At 68.1% G+C, this 16,349-nt stretch carries 16 protein-coding genes; 6 read left to right on the forward strand and 10 right to left on the reverse strand.

Features of this window, described 5'->3' with window-relative positions; genetic code table 11:
• Positions 1–152: 152 nt before the first annotated feature.
• Genes hmgA through hppD form a run of 3 tightly spaced genes read right to left on the reverse strand, consistent with a single transcriptional unit; the run spans position 153 to position 3,033 of the window.
• Positions 153–1,460, reverse strand: coding sequence for a homogentisate 1,2-dioxygenase (gene hmgA / locus VFG40_RS07205; RefSeq protein ID WP_324896408.1), 1,308 nt, complete (start codon positions 1,458–1,460; stop codon positions 153–155).
• A gap of 16 nt (positions 1,461–1,476) precedes the next feature.
• The gene (locus tag VFG40_RS07210; protein ID WP_324896410.1) at positions 1,477–1,923 is read right to left on the reverse strand and encodes an endonuclease domain-containing protein; all 447 of its coding nucleotides are present in this window, start codon (positions 1,921–1,923) and stop codon (positions 1,477–1,479) included.
• Between the two features lie 3 nt (positions 1,924–1,926).
• Complete coding sequence (gene hppD, locus VFG40_RS07215; RefSeq protein ID WP_324896412.1) at positions 1,927–3,033, reverse strand: 4-hydroxyphenylpyruvate dioxygenase; 1,107 nt, start codon at positions 3,031–3,033, stop codon at positions 1,927–1,929.
• 136 nt (positions 3,034–3,169) lie between these two features.
• Here hppD and VFG40_RS07220 point away from each other — a divergent pair, with 136 nt between their 5' ends.
• Entirely contained in the window at positions 3,170–3,634 is a 465-nt protein-coding gene (locus VFG40_RS07220) for a MarR family winged helix-turn-helix transcriptional regulator (RefSeq protein WP_324896414.1), read from the forward strand.
• Positions 3,635–3,688: 54 nt separating this feature from the next.
• Here VFG40_RS07220 and VFG40_RS07225 read toward each other — a convergent pair whose 3' ends face one another.
• A complete protein-coding gene (locus VFG40_RS07225) occupies positions 3,689–5,182 on the reverse strand; it encodes a peptide MFS transporter (RefSeq protein WP_324896416.1) in 1,494 nt (497 codons plus the stop codon).
• 161 nt (positions 5,183–5,343) lie between these two features.
• Positions 5,344–6,204: a tryptophan 2,3-dioxygenase gene (locus VFG40_RS07230; RefSeq protein WP_324896418.1), complete on the reverse strand. Its 861-nt coding sequence runs from the start codon at positions 6,202–6,204 to the stop codon at positions 5,344–5,346.
• A 214-nt stretch (positions 6,205–6,418) separates the two neighbouring features.
• On the opposite strand from VFG40_RS07230, the gene pdhA reads away from it, so the two are divergent.
• The 5 genes from pdhA to VFG40_RS07255 all read left to right on the forward strand — a co-directional run bounded on the left by pdhA (position 6,419) and on the right by VFG40_RS07255 (position 11,959).
• A complete protein-coding gene (gene pdhA, locus VFG40_RS07235) occupies positions 6,419–7,513 on the forward strand; it encodes a pyruvate dehydrogenase (acetyl-transferring) E1 component subunit alpha (protein ID WP_324896420.1) in 1,095 nt (364 codons plus the stop codon).
• A gap of 3 nt (positions 7,514–7,516) precedes the next feature.
• Entirely contained in the window at positions 7,517–8,497 is a 981-nt protein-coding gene (locus VFG40_RS07240) for an alpha-ketoacid dehydrogenase subunit beta (RefSeq protein WP_324896422.1), read from the forward strand.
• The gene (locus VFG40_RS07245; protein ID WP_324896424.1) at positions 8,497–8,838 is read left to right on the forward strand and encodes an SH3 domain-containing protein; all 342 of its coding nucleotides are present in this window, start codon (positions 8,497–8,499) and stop codon (positions 8,836–8,838) included. Before VFG40_RS07240 ends, VFG40_RS07245 begins: the two co-directional genes overlap by 1 nt.
• 8 nt (positions 8,839–8,846) lie before the next feature.
• Positions 8,847–10,229, forward strand: coding sequence for a dihydrolipoamide acetyltransferase family protein (locus VFG40_RS07250; RefSeq protein WP_324896426.1), 1,383 nt, complete (start codon positions 8,847–8,849; stop codon positions 10,227–10,229).
• 233 nt (positions 10,230–10,462) lie between these two features.
• On the forward strand, positions 10,463–11,959 hold the full coding sequence (locus tag VFG40_RS07255; RefSeq protein ID WP_324896428.1) for a putative 2OG-Fe(II) oxygenase: 1,497 nt from the start codon (positions 10,463–10,465) through the stop codon (positions 11,957–11,959).
• A 10-nt stretch (positions 11,960–11,969) separates the two neighbouring features.
• Here VFG40_RS07255 and VFG40_RS07260 read toward each other — a convergent pair whose 3' ends face one another.
• The 5 genes from VFG40_RS07260 to VFG40_RS07280 all read right to left on the reverse strand — a co-directional run.
• A complete protein-coding gene (locus VFG40_RS07260; RefSeq protein WP_324896430.1) occupies positions 11,970–12,608 on the reverse strand; it encodes a DUF6348 family protein in 639 nt (212 codons plus the stop codon).
• A gap of 2 nt (positions 12,609–12,610) precedes the next feature.
• A complete protein-coding gene (locus tag VFG40_RS07265) occupies positions 12,611–13,135 on the reverse strand; it encodes a M48 metallopeptidase family protein (protein ID WP_324896433.1) in 525 nt (174 codons plus the stop codon).
• A gap of 42 nt (positions 13,136–13,177) precedes the next feature.
• Positions 13,178–14,407 carry an MgtC/SapB family protein gene (locus VFG40_RS07270; RefSeq protein ID WP_324896435.1) on the reverse strand — a complete coding sequence of 410 codons (1,230 nt, stop codon included), beginning with the start codon at positions 14,405–14,407 and terminating at the stop codon, positions 13,178–13,180.
• 231 nt (positions 14,408–14,638) lie between these two features.
• On the reverse strand, positions 14,639–14,965 hold the full coding sequence (locus VFG40_RS07275) for a hypothetical protein (RefSeq protein ID WP_324896437.1): 327 nt from the start codon (positions 14,963–14,965) through the stop codon (positions 14,639–14,641).
• Between the two features lie 61 nt (positions 14,966–15,026).
• Positions 15,027–16,349 (reverse strand): tryptophan--tRNA ligase (locus VFG40_RS07280; RefSeq protein WP_324896440.1); only part of this gene is annotated, 1,323 nt, incomplete at its 5' end.

Below are 16,349 nucleotides of genomic sequence, written 5' to 3' on the forward strand. Positions count from 1 at the left end.
CGGCGTCGGCGCTTCCGCGGTAGCGCCCGAGGCCGCCGATGCCGAAGCAGAGGGCCGCGCGGCGGACGACGCAGGCGCGGAAGCGGGTGCCTGGGATTGAGTGCAGCCCGCCAGCATCACAGCGGCAAGCAGGGCTGCCGACATCGACGTTTTCACGGCTGCTCCGGATTGAAATGACGCGCAATACCTTGCCAGCACTGCCAGTAATCATCCTGTCGCTGCGGCGCGGCCAGCGCCTGCGCGGTCGGGCGGATCACCTTGCGCGTCTCGAACATGAAAGCCATGGTGCCGGTGAGATGGTCCGGCTTGCTCAGGTCCGCGGCACTGGCCTTCTCGAAGCTGGCCGCGTCGGGACCGTGCCCGCTCATGCAGTTGTGCAGGCTCATGCCGCCGGGTGCGAAGCCGCCGGCCTTGGCATCGTAGGCGCCCTCGATCAGGCCCATGAACTCGCTCGCCACGTTGCGGTGGAAGTACGGCGGGCGGAACGTGTGCTCGGCCACCAGCCAGCGCGGCGGGAAGATCACGAAATCGAGATTGGCCGTGCCGGGCGTATCGCTGGGCGAGGTCAGCACGGTGAAGATCGACGGGTCCGGGTGGTCCACGCTGATCGAGCCGATCGTGTTGAAGCGGGTCAGGTCGTACTTGTACGGCGCGTAGTTGCCGTGCCACGCCACCACGTCCAGCGGCGAGTGGCCGATGTCGGCCTGCCACAGCGCACCCTGGAACTTGGCGATGAGCTGGAACTCCCCTTCGACATCCTCGTAGGCCGCCACCGGCGCCAGGAAGTCGCGCGGCAACGCCATCGAGTTGGCGCCGATCGGGCCCAGGTCCGGCAGCCGCAGCAGCGCGCCGAAGTTCTCGGCCACGTAACCGTGCGCCTCGCCATCGAGCAGCTCCACGCGGAAGCGCACGCCGCGCGGGATCACCGCGATCTCCAGCGGCGCCACGTCCAGCACGCCGAACTCGGTCGCCAGGCGCAGGCGCCCCGCCTGCGGCACGATCAGCAGCTCGCCATCGGCGTTGTAGAAGAAACGCCCCCGCATCGAGCGGTTCGCGACATAGACGTGCATGCCCACGCCGCCCTGCTCCGCTGCTCCGCCGTTGCCGGCGATGGTGACCAGGCCGTCGAGAAAGTCGGTGGGCGACTCCGGCATCGGCCACGGATCCCAGCGCAGCTGGTTCGGCGTGGCGGGTGCCTCATCGAAGCGGTTGTGAAAGCTCGCGTGCGCCAACGGCGCGAACGGCGTGTGCATCGCTGCCGGGCGGATGCGGTACAGCCAGCTGCGCCGGTTCTCGCGGCGCGGCGCGGTAAAGGCGGTGCCGGAGAGCTGCTCGGCGTACAGGCCGTGCGCCACGCGCTGCGGCGAGTTCTGCCCGGTGGGCAGCACGCCCGGTAGCGCCTCGCTGGCGAACTCGTTGCCGAAGCCGGATTGGTAGCCGTTGCTGACCATCGTCGACATGCTCGGTGCCTTTGCTCTAAAGCCCCTCTCTTTTCGGGAGAGGGGTCGGGGTGAGGGTACGGTTTTCGCAGGCGCTCAGGATGGACGCAAGCACCTTCCCGGTGTTTTGAAGCGCCTCATTGTCCCAGTAACGCAGCGCCCTGAGGCCGGTGGATTCGAGGAAACGGGTACGAGACGTGTCAGCGGTTTCGTTGTGTTGGGGGCCATCGAGCTCCACCACCAGCTTGTGCGCCTCGCAATAGAAATCCACCACGTGTGGTGGAACCGGATGCTGACGTCGAAACGTCAGCCCATGCAGCCTTCCTGCACGCAGGTGGAACCAGAGCTTTTGCTCAGCGTCTGTGCCGGCCCGCCGAAGCATACGTGCCTGCTGCCTTTTCAGGGTGGGCAGCGGTGGCTTGCTGCATCGCGGCAGAGCGTACCCTCTCCCCGAGCCCTCTCCCGCAGGGAGAGGGGGGTTCAAAAATCACAGCACGCCGCGCTTGATCTGGTCGCGCTCGATCGACTCGAACAGCGCCTGGAAGTTGCCTTCGCCGAAACCCTCGTTGCCCTTGCGCTGGATGATCTCGAAGAAGATCGGGCCGACGCAGTTCTGGGTGAAGATTTGCAGCAGCTTGCGCTGCTTGGTCTCCGGGTCGGCGTCGATCAGGATCTTGTTCTTGCGCAGCCGCGGCACGTCCTCGCCGTGGTCGGGGATGCGCATGTCGATCACGTCGAAATACGTGTCCGGCGTATCGAGGAACTCCACGCCGCGTGCGCGCATCGCCTCGACCGTGGCATAGATGTCGTCGGTGAAGCAGGCGATGTGCTGGATGCCCTCGCCGTGGTACGCATCGAGGTATTCGTTGATCTGGCTCTTCGGGTCGTTCGACTCATTCAGCGGGATGCGCACGATGCCGTCCGGCGCGGTCATCGCCTTGGACACCAGGCCGGTCTTGGTGCCCTTGATGTCGAAGTAGCGGATCTCGCGGAAGTTGAACAGGCGCTCGTAGTAGTCCGACCACTTCTGCATGTTGCCGAAGTAGAGGTTGTGCGTGAGGTGGTCGATGAAGGTCAGACCGAACCCGGCCGGATGCTGCTCGGCGCCCTCGATCGGCTCGTACTCGCTGTCGTAGACGCTGCCGGCGTTGCCGTAGCGGTCCACCAGATAGAGCATGCAGTCACCGATGCCCTTCACCACCGGCGCCCCGACAGCGCGGCTGTCGGCGTTGTCGAACTGCTCGCCGCCGTTGCCGAGCACCGTCTGGAGCACCTCGGCCGCGGGCTTGCGGAAGCGGATGGCGAAGCCGCAGGCGCTCGGGCCGTGCTTGGCGGCGAACTCGGCAGCGAACGAATCGGGATCCTCGTTGAGCAGGAAGTTGACGCCGTTCTGCCGGTACACCGTGATCGGCCGGGTCTTGTGCCGAAGCACGGCCGTGAAGCCCATGTTCTTGAACAGCGCGTGCATCTGGGCCGCCTGCGCGCCGGGCGCCGCGAACTCGACGAACTCGAAGCCGTCGATGCCCATCGGGTTTTCGAACGTGGTCACCTGCATGCCCAGGTTGGGCTGGGCGAGATTCGGCTGTGCGTTCATGGCGCTCTCCTGCGGTTGGCTGCGCTAATGTCTCGGTGGCTGCCCCGGTTTGCGCCCGCTCGGCGACGCGACGTCAGGGCTGGTCGAACCCTCTTTATAGTTACATGTGAAACCAATTGCAAGGAGCCGCGCCGCAGTGGTCACCCCCCGCAAACGCACCCCGCCGGGCATCCAGCACGCGCCGCTGGAGCTGGAGCATTTCCTGCCCTACCGACTGTCGATCCTGTCCAACACCATCAGTCAGGGCATCGCCGACGACTACCAGCAGCGCTACGACCTGAGCATGACGGAGTGGCGCGTGATGGCGGTGCTGGCGCGCTTCGAGGGACTGTCGGCGCGCGAGGTGGCCGACCGTACCGCCATGGACAAGGTCGCGGTGAGCCGCGCGCTGGCCCGGCTGGTCGAGAGCGGCCGGGTGAGCCGGCACATGCACGACGACGACAAGCGCCGCTCGGTACTCGACCTCACCGAGGCCGGCTGGGCCATCCATGACGTGGTCGCGCCGATGGCCCGCGCGCGCGAGGCAGCGGTGCTGGAGAAGCTCAGCGAGGAAGAGCAGGTGTGGCTCGGGCGTATTCTCGACCGGCTGCAGGATCGCTAGCGCAACGTGCAACGGGGCCGGAACGCGGGAAGGCGTGCCGGCCCGCGCGTCGCCTTACTTCACGCCGTGCATCAGGCGGGCGATCAACGGCGCGATCAGGAACAGCAGCACGCCGCCGCCGGCCAGGATCCAGAAGCCGATGGTGTAGCCATGCTGGGCCGACGCGGTGGTCATGCCGCCCTCGCCACTGATCAGACCGGCAAAGATGCCGGAGATGTTGTTGCCGATGCCGGTGGACAAGAACCAGCCACCCATGCCGAACCCGACCAGCCGGGCCGGCGCCAGCTTGGTCACCATCGACAGCCCGATCGGCGACAGGCACAGCTCGCCGACCGACTGCAGCACGTAGACCATCACCAGGGTCCAGAACGGGATCTTGCCCACGTCACTGACCAGCTGCGACAGCGCGAACCACAGCAGCATGAAGGCCAGGCCGTTGAAGATCAGGCCCAGCCCGAACTTGCGCGGGATCGACGGGTTGGCACGCCCCAGCCGCACCCACACCCACGCCAGGATCGGCGCGAACACGATGATCGCCACCGAATTGACCGACTGGAACCAGGCCGTGGGGAACTCCCAGCTGCCGAACTGGCGATTGACGATCTTGTCGGCGAGGAAGGTGAACGAGCTGCCGGCCTGCTCGAAGAAGCACCAGAAAAGAACGTTGAAGACGAAGATGATCAGCATCGCGATCACCCGATCCCGGGCCACCCGACCCTCGCGAACGCCCTCGATCAGCAGCAGCACGGACAGGCCGATGAACAACAGGCCGAGCGGCCAGGCCAGGGTTTCGGCGCCCAGTGAAAGCAGGAAGTAGAACGCCGGGATCGCGGCCAGCGCCCCGACCACCACCATCGCCATGCGGGCACTGCTGGCACTGGCCGGCGGCAGCCCGATATCGCCGAGCTGGCGGCGACCGAACCAGAACCACACGAAGCTCAGCAGCATGCCGATGCCCGAGGCGATGAACACGTACTTGTACGCAGGCATGGCGTCGGTGCCGAACACCCGGTTGGCCAGCACGCCGGTCAGCAGCGGCGCTACCATCGCGCCCAGGTTGATGCCCATGTAGAAGATCGTGAAGCCCGAATCGCGCCGATCATCCTTGGGCCCGTACAGCTGCCCCACCATGGTCGAGATGATCGGCTTGAACAGGCCGTTGCCGGTGATCACCGTGGCCAGGCCCAGCATGAAGATCTGCTGGTTCGGCACCGCGATCAGGAACAGGCCAGCGGCCATGATCACCGCACCGAGCAGGATCGAGCGCTGGTAGCCGATGATCTTGTCCGCGATGTAGCCGCCGAAGATCGCTGCGGCGTAGACCAGTGCCAGATACGCGCCGTAGGTGAAGCCCGCGGGCTGCTCGCCGGTGGGGCTGCCCTCGTAGAACTGGGCCACGATGTACAGCACCAGCGCCCAGCGGATGCCGTAGAACGCGAAGCGCTCCCAGAACTCCGTCATGAACAGCATCCACAGCGGACGCGGGTGGCCGAGCGTCTGCGGGAAATCGGGCGCGCCCTGCGGCGGCGTGGCGGTGGCTTCGGTCATGCAGCTCCCCTTCGGTGATTCGCAAATTCCTGCCGAACCCTAGCGGTTCATCCGGCAGATTGCATCCGGGGGCGACGGGCGGCGAGCGAGGAGTGCGTGAAGAGGAGTGAGAAACGAGCGACAGCAGGGTTGCGGCTCTGCTCGCTTCTCACTCTTACTCCTCACTCACGCACCGGCGGACGCAACGTGGTGCGTACCTCGAACAGTTCGGGGAAGAACTCCAGCTCCAGCGCCTTCTTCAGGAACGCCACGCCGGAGGAGCCGCCGGTGCCACGACGGAAGCCGATGATCCGCTGCACCGTGCGCATGTGTCGGAAGCGCCACAGCTGGAACTGCGTCTCCAGATCGACGAAGTCCTCGCACAGGGCGTACTCGCGCCAGTAGCGGTCGGTGTCCTCGTAAATGCGCTCGAACACCGGCAACAAGTCCGCATCGGCCACGTGCGGCTGGCGCCAGTCACGCTCCCGATGCTTCGCGGGCACGGCATGGCCGAAGCGCGCCAGGTAGCGCAGGAACTCGTCGTACAGGCTCGGCGCCTCGAGCACCGCACGCAGCGTCTCCTGCCCGGCCGGGTCGTGCGCGAAAACCTTGAGCATGGCCTCGTTCTTGTTGCCGAGCAGGAACTCCAGCACCCGGTACTGCAGCGACTGGAATCCCGACGATGGCCCCAGGATCTCGCGGAACTCCATGTATTCCGAGGGCGTCAGCGTCTCCAGCACCGACCACTGCTCGGTCAACTGGCGCAGCACCGACTTGCAGCGGGCGATCACCTTGCGGGTTTGCCACACTTGGTCGCGGCGCAGGAAGTCCACCGCCGCGCCCAGCTCGTGGATCATCAGCTTCATCCACAGCTCGCTGACCTGGTGCTGCACCACGAACAGCATCTCGTCGTGGTGCGGCGGCTGGCTCAGCGGCTGCTGGGCGGCCAGCAGCAGGTCCAGCCGCAGGTAGCCGGCGTAGGTCAGCCGGCCTTCCAGGTCGGTTTCGATGCCCGCTTCGAGGTCGCGCTGGTTATCGCTCATGGGGGCCCGGTGGTGCGTGGAAAACCGCATGGTAGCTGCTGTCACGAGGCGTTCCGTACCCTGCCGCATGCTGCGCCGTACCTTGCGACGCAACATGCCCGCCTGCTATTCATTGCCGGATTTTCTGCGCGATTTACCTGCTACAGAGAGATGTTTGCGCCCTGTCGCACTCGCTTGCAGCCACGCATTCCCCTGACCACTTACGGAGCGACACGTGTCGATTGCCGCCAAGTTCGAAATTGAATACCTGCAGTACCTCGATGCCGACGGCAACGAGGTCCGCAAGGACCTGCCCGAATTCACCAAGGATCTCGACCACATGGTCGAGCTCTACAAGCTGATGCTCTCCACCCGCGTGTTCGACGCCAAGTCGATCGCGCTGCAGCGCACCGGCAAGCTGGGCACCTACGCCAGCTGCCTTGGCCACGAAGCCGCGCATGTGGGCATCGGCAGCGCGATGCGCCCCGAAGACGTCTACGCGCCCAGCTACCGCGAATACGGCGCCCAGCTGTACCGCGGCGTGCAGCCGCGCGAGGTCTACATGTACTGGGGCGGCGACGAGCGCGGCAACGACTACCAGAAGGAGCCGGCGCGGCATGACTTCGCGTGGTCGGTACCGATTGCCACGCAGTGCCTGCACGCGGCCGGTTGCGCGCTGGCGTTCAAGATCCGCGGCGAGAAGCGCGTGGCGGTGTGCACCATCGGCGACGGCGGCTCGTCCAAGGGCGACTTCTACGGCGCCATCAACATCGCCGGCGCGCAGAACCTGCCGCTGGTGGCGGTGATCGTCAACAACCAGTGGGCGATCTCGGTGCCGCGCAAGATCCAGTCCGGCGCGCCGACGCTGGCGCAGAAAGGCATCGCGGCCGGCCTGTATTCGATCCAGGTCGACGGCAACGACATCATTGCCGTGCGCAAGGCGATGGAAGACGCGCTCGCGCGGGCGCGCAACGGCGAAGGCGGCAGCGTGATCGAGGCAGTCACCTATCGCCTGGGCGACCACACCACCGCCGACGACGCGCGCCGCTACCGCGGCGAGCAGGAAGTGAAGGACGGCTGGGAAAAGGAGCCGATGAAGCGCCTGCGCAACTGGCTCGTGGCCAAGGGCGTGTGGGACGACGCCAAGGAAGAGGCCTGGAAGGCCGAGTGCGACGACTGGATGGACAACGAGGTCAACGCGTACCTGGAAACCAAGACCCAGCCGGTGTCGGCGATGTTCGACTACACCTTCGCCGAGATTCCGGCCGATCTCGCCAAGCAGCGCGATTACGTCCTCTCGCTCGAATCCACGCCGAACAAGGGTCACTGAGTCATGGCACAAATCACTCTCATCGAAGCCGTCACCCAGGCGCTCGCGTACGAAATGAAGCACGACGATTCGGTCGTGGTGCTGGGTGAAGACGTGGGCGTCAACGGCGGCGTATTCCGCGCCACCCAGGGCCTGCAGGAAAAGTTCGGCGAGCTGCGCGTGCTCGACACGCCGCTGGACGAAACCACCATTGCCGGCGTTACCGTCGGCCTGGCCGTGGCCGGCATGAAGCCGGTCGCCGAGGCGCAGTTCGAAGGCTTCATCTACCCGATGATGGAGCAGATCGCCTGCCACGCCGCGCGCATGCGCAACCGCACCCGCGGCCGCCTGACCGTGCCGGCGGTGTGGCGCGCCCCTTGGGGCGGCGGCATCCGCGCGCCGGAGCATCACTCCGAGGCGAACGAGCACCTGTTCACCAACATCCCCGGCCTGCGCGTGGTGATGCCCTCCTCGCCCGCGCGCGCCTATGGCCTGCTGCTGGCGGCGATCCGCGATCCGGATCCGGTGATGTTCTTCGAGCCCAAGCGCATCTACCGCCAGTACAAGGAAGAGGTGCCGGACGACGGCGAGGCGCTGCCGCTGGACGTGTGCTTCGTGCTGCGCGACGGCACCGACGTCACCCTGGTGACCTGGGGCGCGCAGGTGAAGGAGGCGCTTGAAGCGGCCGACGCACTGGCCGAGGAAGGCATCAGCGCCGAAGTGATCGACGTGGCCACGCTGACTCCGCTGGACTTCGACACCATTGCCGAGTCGGTGGCCAAGACCGGCCGCTGCGTGATCGTGCACGAGGCGCCGAAGACCGCCGGCTACGGCGCCGAGATCGCCGCGCGGCTGGCCGAGGAGTGCATGTACGACCTGCTCGCCCCGGTCGAGCGCGTCACCGGCTTCGACACGCACATCCCGCTGTTCCGGCTGGAAATGAAGTACCTGCCCAGCGTGGAGCGCGTGGTCGCGGCCGCCAAGCGGACCCTGGCCGCCAGCTGATGCGTCGGGCTCGTGTCGCCACCGCGCATCGTGCACCGGATCGTGAACCGATCCGGTGCACCGCGGGCGACACGCTGACCCTCGGCGAGCGCGACACGGAGTGGCCTGACTTCATCTGGGCCCAACTCGGCAACGGGCAAGGTGGCTGGATTCCCGCCGTCCTGTTCGCGCAGGCCGACGGTGGTGCCGTCATCACGCAGGATTACGATACCCGCGAGCTCGAGGCCGACCCCGGCGACGAGTTGCGCTTACATACATTGCTCGCCGACTGGTGGTGGGCCGAAAACGCGAATGGAACATGCGGCTGGATCCCGGCACGCGCCATCGTATTGATCGATTGAGGACCGACATGGCTGACATCAAGACGTTCTACCTTCCCGACCTTGGCGAAGGCCTGCCCGACGCAACCGTGGTCGAGTGGCACGTGAAGGAAGGCGACAGCATCAAGCTGGACGCCCCGCTGTGCTCGATGGAAACCGCCAAGGCGGTAGTCGATGTGCCCTCGCCCTACACCGGCAAGGTCACCAAGCTGCACGGCGCCCCCGGCGACATCATCGAGACCGGCGCCGCACTGGCCGAGTTCGAGCCCGACCCCAATGCGAAGCAGCGCGCCGAGTCGCAGGACACCGGCCACCAGCACGGCCCGAAGAAGAGCGTGGGCAGCCCCGCCGCGGATGACGCCGGCAAGGTCGTTGCCTCCGACGAAGGCGGCGAAGTGGACACCGGCGGCAAGGACCGCGAAGACGAGGGCACCGTGGTTGGCGCCATGGTCAGCGGCAGCCACGTGCACGTCGAGCAGGCCGCCAGCGTGGGCGGCGTGAAAGCCGTGCCGGCGGTGCGCGCACTGGCGAAGAAGCTCAAGATCGACCTCGCCCGCGTCAAGCCCACGGGCGCGGACGGCGTAGTCACCCTGAAGGATGTCAAGGACGCCGCCGCCAACGGCAGCGCCCCGATGGGCGCGGCGCCGAGCCGCGCGGCCCCGGCCTCCGCCGGTCGCCATCTGGCGCCCGAGCTGCCGCAGCCCGAACCGGCGCGCACGGCGACCTCGCTGTCCGGCAAGCCGGTGCGTACCGCGCCGCCGTCGCAGGCCGCCAGCGGCCAGCCCGAGCAGCTCAAGGGCGTGCGTCGCAACATGGCGCGCGTGATGGCCGACGCGCATGCCCAGGTGGTGCCCACCACGCTGGTCGACGACGCCGACCTGCATGCCTGGATCGGCAAGCAGGACATCACCGCCCGCCTGATCCGCGCCATCGTGGCGGCTTGCAAGGCAGTGCCTGCGCTCAACGCCTGGTTCGACGGCAAGAACCTCAGCCGCACGCTGCATCCGCATGTCGACATCGGCATCGCCGTGGACACCGACGACGGGCTGTTCGTACCGGCCCTGCGCAACGCCGACATGCTCGACGGCGCCGGCGTGCGCGGTGCGATCAAGCGCCTGCGCTCGCAGGTCGAGGATCGCTCGATCCCTTCCTCGGAGCTCTCCGGCTACACCATCAGCCTGTCCAACTTCGGCATGTTCGCCGGCCGTTACGCCACCCCGGTAGTGGTGCCGCCGACCGTCGCCATCGTCGGCGCCGGCAAGCTCAGCCACGACGTGGTAGCCGTGATGGGTGGCATCGAAGTGCACAAGCGCATGCCGATCAGCCTCACCTTCGACCACCGCGCCGCCACTGGTGGCGAAGCGGCGCGCTTCCTCAAGGCGCTGCTGGACGACATGGCCCGGCCGAACTGACCGGTCTTCGACCGGGAAAAGAAAGAGGGGGCGCCGGGGGCGCCCCTTTTTTGTGCCACGCGGGTGCATCACCATGGGCCTCTGCTACCGACCGCCACCGTCAGTTCGAGTCCATGCAGGAACCGCACTGACAACCCACCCGCACGCGCAGCGGAAACGCCATGCATGACCATGACATCCCGCCTGGGCCATCACCCCCTCCTGGGATGACCACTGCACCAGCCGGAGCACAGATGCCTGCCGGCCTAGCCGCGGAGCGCGTACGTTCCCTGCTGCGCGCCGGGCGGCCGGGCGAGGCGCTGGCATGGCTGGCGCAGCGTCCATCCGACCCCTCGCCCGCGCCCGAGCTGGAGCGTCTGCGGGCTCAGGCGCTGCTCGACCATGGCTCGCCGGTAGCGGCGGCCGAGGCGTTTAGTGCGGTGCTCGCGATTCTCCCGGCCGACGGCCCTGCGGCACTTGGGCTCGCAATGGCTTTGGGCGAATCCGGCCGCAGCAGCGACGCGGTAGCGGCGGCAGAACGGGCCATTGCCAGCGGCGAGGACCACGCTGTGGCCCATTACGTGCTGGGGCGCGCGCTGCTCGATAGCCACCGGCCCGACGAGGCAGAGGCGCGCTGGCGTGCCTTGCTGCAGCGCTTCCCCGACCACGCTGCCACGCACGAGAGTCTGAGCGAATTGCTATGGATGCGTTCGGGCGACCTGGCGCAGGCCCGCCATGCGCTGGATGCGGCGGTGCGCCAGTGGCCTGATCGTGGTGACCTGCGCATCCTGCTCGCCCGCCTGCTCGGAACCGCCGGTGACGACGACACCGCGGCAGCATTGGTCGAGGAAGGTATCGCCCGGATGCCAACGCATGTGGGGCTGCGCCTGGCAGCCGCGCGTCACCGGCTGGCGCACGCACCGGCCCTGGCGCTCGGCCACGCCCAGGCCGCACTTCAGGCGGCACCGGCAGCCGCCCCCGTGATAGCCGCCTATGCCGACGCGCTGCTCGCAAACGGGCTCGCGCAGCAGGCCGCTGTGCTGGCGGAACGCCTGCATGCAGCGAACCCGGGCGACTCCCATGCGCTGGCGCTGCTCGCCACCGCGTGGCGCGTGCTTGACGATCCACGCCGCGCCACACTGGTCGACTACCAGCGATACGTGCAGACGCGCCTCATCGACACGCCGCAGGACTGGCCGGACCTGCCGAGCTATCTCGCTGCACTGGCGCAGGAGCTGCAACGCCTGCATCACTGGCAGGCGCATCCGGTGGACCAGACGCTGCGTTCGGGCTCACAGGTAGCGCTGTACCCGGACTTCGCCGCGGAACCCGCGGTACGGGCGTTCCCCCGCGCCATAGCCCGCTCGATCGAGGATTACCTGTCTTCCATCGGCAATGGCCAGGATGTCATGGGCCGGCGCAACAGTGGCTGCTATCGCTACAACGGAATGTGGTCGGTGCAGCTGCACAGTCAGGGCCACCACCTGAACCACTTCCATAGCCGCGGCTGGATCTCGTCGGCGTGCTACATCGCCCTGCCTGACGGTGTAGGTACGGCCAGCGGCGACGGCTGGCTGACCTTCGGCGCGCCGGCAACGCCGACGCCGCGCGCGTTGCCACCGGAATACCTGGTACGCCCGGAACCGGGGCTGCTGGTGCTGTTCCCTTCGTGGATGTGGCACGGCACCGTGCCCTTCCACACGCCGCAACAGACACGACTGACAATCGCCTTCGATCTGCTGCCAGGCTGAGCACCATCGCTCAGTAATCGCGCACGTCCAGCAGAACCAGTTGTCGTGCGGTAGTGCCGGGCGCCAGCTCGGGCCAGCCGGTTGCCGCAATCACCTCACTGGCCGCCGGCCAGGGCTCGCCGTCCAGCAAGGCCTCGTGCAGGACCGCGCCGTCGGCACCGCGCCGGTGCAGCAGGTGGATCCAGTGCAACTGCGGCGACAGCGACAGCTGGCCAACCGCCTGCTGCAGCGCAAGCGCCGCGTCGGCGGGCATCGGCTGCGGCGCGGCGGCGGAAGGCCGGGTCACCAGCGGCCCGACGAAAACGTCCCAGGTGCGCACGCCGATGTCCCACGCGGCGATGCGCATGCGCCGGTCGTCGGTGAGGTACCAGCACGCCGCCAGCAGCAGGTGGAAGCTCGACTGCTCGAATGCATCGAGTGCTGCGCGTGCGTCGGTGCCGGCAAAGCTGTCTTCGATGCAGCGGTCCTCCGCCACCACCACGTCGACATCGAGCCGCCCCGGCTCGCCACCTTCGCCCGCTTGCCAATGGGCGCGGATCGCGGGGAAATCGCCGTCGGTGAGCAGCCAGCCATCCTCGTCCGGCTCCAGTTCCACCTCATGACGCTGGAACAATCGGCGCAGTGTGTTCTGCAGGGCGGCGTCATCCATCGTCATTCCTTCTTCTGGTCGGCGGCATCAGCCGGCGGCGCGAGATCGCGCCAGGTGAGGTACATGCGCAGGTCGAACTCGCGCTGGTGGTAATCCGGCAGCATGTGCTCGCACAGCTGGTAGAACGCCTTGTTGTGGTCCAGTTCCTTCAGGTGCGCCAGCTCGTGCACCACGATGGTTTCGAGAAAGGCCGCCGGCGCCTGGCGGAACACCGAGGCGACGCGGATCTCCTTCTTCGCCTTCAGCCGCCCACCGTGCACGCGCGAGATGGCGGTGTGCAGGCCCAGCGCCTTCTTCACCACGTCGAGCTTGGCGTCGTAGAGCACCTTGTCGATGCCCGGCGCGTTGCGCAGGTAGGCCTGCTTGAGCTCCATCGTGTACGCGTACAGCGCCTTGTCGCTCTGCACCGCGTGGCCGTCGGGATAGCGCGCGGCCAGATGCTCGCCCAGGCGACCAGCCTGCAGCAGTTCGCGCACCTGCTCGAGCAGATGATCGGGGTAGCCCTGGAGGTAGCGCAGCGTGGTCATCGGGGCATTGTCGCATTCCGGCCGCGGCGCGATCGGCAGCGCTCACGCCAGCAGCGCGCCGGCCCAGGTGCAGGCCAGCACCAGCAGCAGGCCACCAATCACCGGCCGCGCGAACGCGCGCCCACCGCCGAGCAGCGCCACCACCGCCTTGGATACCGTGTTGGTGCTCAGCGCCAGCAGGACTGGCCACATCGCCTGCTGCGCGGTGATGCTGCCGTCCGCGGCCAGCGAGGCAAACGACACCGCCGGTGCGTGGGTGTCGGCAAAACCGGCCACGGCGGCGGCGACCAGCAGGCCGCGCTGGCCGAGCCAGGCCTGCAGCGCGGCCGCCGCCAGCTGTACCAGCGCGATGGTCGCGCCCAGCAGCAGCGCGCCCTTCACGCTGAAGGCGGCCGCGCCGGCCTCCACGTCGGCGCCGGGTGCGCCGTCGCGACTGCGCCACACCACGACCGCGCCTACCGCCAGCGCCGCCAGACCACCCGCCAGCAAGGGCGCTGCCAGCACGCGCAGCGCCGGCCCATGCGTCACCGCCAGCACCGCGGCCATCTGCGCGAACGTGGCCACGGTGGACAACACTGCCGCCGCCACCGCACGCCGGCGCAACTCCGGCCGGTCGCGGGCGCGCGATCCCATCACGCCAATGGTGGCGGTACTGGAGACGAAGCCCGACAGCAGCCCCGCCAGCGGCAGCCCCACTGCACTGCCGAGCCAGCGCAGCAGCACGTGGGCGAGCGCGCCGATCGCCATCACCAGGATCACGATGATCCAGATCGTGCGCGGATGGATGGCGTCGAACGGCCCGATCGCGCGATCGGGGATCAGCGGCAGCACCATCAAGGTGGCCGCGGCCAGCACCAGCAGGTTGTTGAGCTCGGCGGTGGTCAGCACGCCGCGCACGAAGCGGTGCAGCCATTCGCGCGAGGCCAGCAGCGCGGTGATCGCCACGCCCACGGCGGCGGCCAGCAGCGGATGACGCGTGGCCAGAGCGCCCAGCACCAGGCAAGCCAGCAGGCTGGTTTCGGTGGTGAGGCCCGGATCGTTGCTGCGATCGCGCGCGTAGGCGATGCCGACCAACACGGTCAGCGCCAGCATGGCGGCCACCACCAGCCACGCATCGAGCGCGGCGCAGATCGCCCCGAACAGGGCCACCACGGAAAACGTGCGGATGCCGGCCACCATCCGCTGTGCATCGGTGCCTTTGCGGCGCTCGCGCTCGGCGCCCATCAGCAGGCCGATGCCGAACGCCACGGCAAAACCGGTCCAGGAGGTCACCGCGGCGCTCCGCGCAAGGGTATGCAGCTGGCGCCGATGTGCGTTGCAGGACGTGTCGATGGAGGTTGCTGCACGGCGTGCCTCGCTGGCCGAGGTGGATGAGCGCATCACTCCGGAAACACGCCCGCCGGCTGGCTCATCGACTGCCGCGCTGCGCGCGGGATCGGTGCGCTGCGGCCGGCTGCGCCTGTCGTTCGATCATGCCGCAGGGAATGCGGCGTGTCGCGCGCCTCAGCGGCGCGCGCGTCCCCACAGCTGCCGACGCACGATCAGGCCGAGCAGCAGCACCGCCACGCAGGCGCCGTAGCCGTACAACGCGGGCAGCACCTGCTGCCAGATCGCGCCGCTGGAGCGCCCGAACTGCGCCACCTGTGGCACCTGCACGGCCTCGTAGCCAAGCACGGCGGCAATGACCGTGGCGGCGACCGCAAGCAGCAGCACGGCGATGTCGAAGCCGCGACGCGCGGTCGTGCGCGGCAGGCTTTTCGGGTAGGCGGAATACGCCCAGCCCAGGATCAACAGCCAGGGGGCGAGCAGCAGGAGGGCGAGGTAACGCATGGCGGCAACTCCGACGTCGACCGGCACGAAATGAGCCGGTGCAGCAAAAAACGAAAAGAGCTCAGTCCTGCGCGGCGAGCTGGTCGAGCGCGTGGCGCAGGCGCGTCAGCGCGAGGTCGGCCGCAGCGGCGTCCTCGCCAACCTGCAGCCGCGCCACCGCCGTGCCATCGAGCTCCAGCATGGAGCCGTCGGACATGGCCTGCACCACCGCGGACGCGCCGCCTAGCGTGCGCAGGCGCTTCTGCAGCGCGCCGGCCGCCTTGGGATCGTCGAACGGCTGCGACAACAGCAGCTCCTCGCCGTCGCCGGAAAAGAGACGAAAGCGGAAGCGGCCGTCGGCGTCGCGGAAGCTGGCGAAGCGCGGCGGCTTGTCCGACTTCGCCGGCGCGGTGGCCATGGCCGGCGCGACGACGATGGACGCGCCCGAGCGCAGGCCGATCGCGTCGCGCAATTGGGCCAGCAGCGGCCGGGCCACGGCGCGCGCCTTGCTCGCGCCATCCTGCAGGATCGCCTCGATCTGCGCAGGCCTGGCCATCAGCTCCTCGTAGCGCGCGCGCATCGGTGCGATGTCGGTCTCGATGCGCTCGTACAGCACCTGCTTGGCTTCACCCCAGCCGATGCCCTCCTCCAGCGCCGTGCGGAACACCTGGCTTTCGGCTTCGCTGGCAAAGGCGCGGAAAAGGGTGAACAGCGCGGAGCTGTCCGCATCCTTCGGCTCGCCGGGCACGCGCGAATCGGTGACGATGCGCAGGATCGCCTCACGCATGCCCTTGGCGCCGGCTGCGAACAGCGGAATGGTGTTGTCGTAGCTCTTGGACATCTTGCGGCCGTCCAGACCCGGCAGCGTGGCCACCTGCTCCTCGATCAGCGCCTCCGGCAGCACGAAGAAGTCGCGGCCGTAGATGTGGTTGAAGCGCTGCGCGATGTCGCGCGCCATCTCGATGTGCTGGATCTGATCGCGCCCCACCGGCACCTGGTGCGCGTTGAACGCGAGGATGTCCGCGGCCATCAGCACCGGGTACATGTACAGGCCTGCGGTGATGCCCGCATCGGCGTCCTCGCCCTCGGCCACGTTCTTGTCCACCGCCGCCTTGTAGGCGTGTGCGCGGTTGAGCAGGCCCTTGGCGGTGACGCAGGTGAGGAACCAGGTGAGCTCGGGGATCTCCGGAACGTCCGACTGGCGGTAGAAGGTGACGCGCTCCGGGTCCAGCCCCGCGGCCAGCCAAGTGGCGGCGATCTCCAGCCGCGAGCGCTCGATGCGCGCCGGGTCGTCGCTCTTGATCAGCGCGTGGTAGTCGGCCATGAAGTAGAACGCGTCCACCTCGGCGCGGCGGCTGGCGGCGATCGCCGGGCGGATCGCGCCGACGTAGTTGCCCAGGTGCGG

This window comes from Dyella sp., assembly GCF_035685805.1.
Classification (GTDB): domain Bacteria; phylum Pseudomonadota; class Gammaproteobacteria; order Xanthomonadales; family Rhodanobacteraceae; genus Dyella_A.